General features: G+C 75.3%; 1 protein-coding gene. It reads left to right on the top strand.

Features of this window, described 5'->3' with window-relative positions; all coding sequences use genetic code 11:
• On the top strand, window positions 1–255 hold a 255-nt coding region (locus QSK00_RS30340), incomplete at both ends, for a helix-turn-helix domain-containing protein (protein ID WP_285597275.1).

Raw genomic sequence — 255 nt, 5'->3', positions numbered from 1 at the left:
CCGGGTTGCTGCCCGCCTCGCGGCGTCCGCACCGCAGTCCCCACCAGCTCGACCCGGTCCTCGAGGAGCGGATCTGGCGGCTGCGCAAGGAACACGGCTGGGGCCCGCGCAAGCTGCGTGACCGGCTACGTCTCGACGGGGACCTGTCCGCGCTGCCCTCGATCTCCACCGTGCAGCAGGTCCTGGCCCGCCACGGCGACGGGGCGCTGCGGGTCTCCCGCCCGCGTGGGACCCGCTACCGCTACGAGGGGCAGC

Source organism: Actinomycetospora sp. NBRC 106378 (assembly GCF_030269685.1).
Classification (GTDB): Bacteria; Actinomycetota; Actinomycetes; order Mycobacteriales; family Pseudonocardiaceae; genus Actinomycetospora.
The sequence above is the reverse complement of the archived record's forward strand: the minus strand, read 5'-3'. Positions and strand labels throughout refer to the sequence as shown.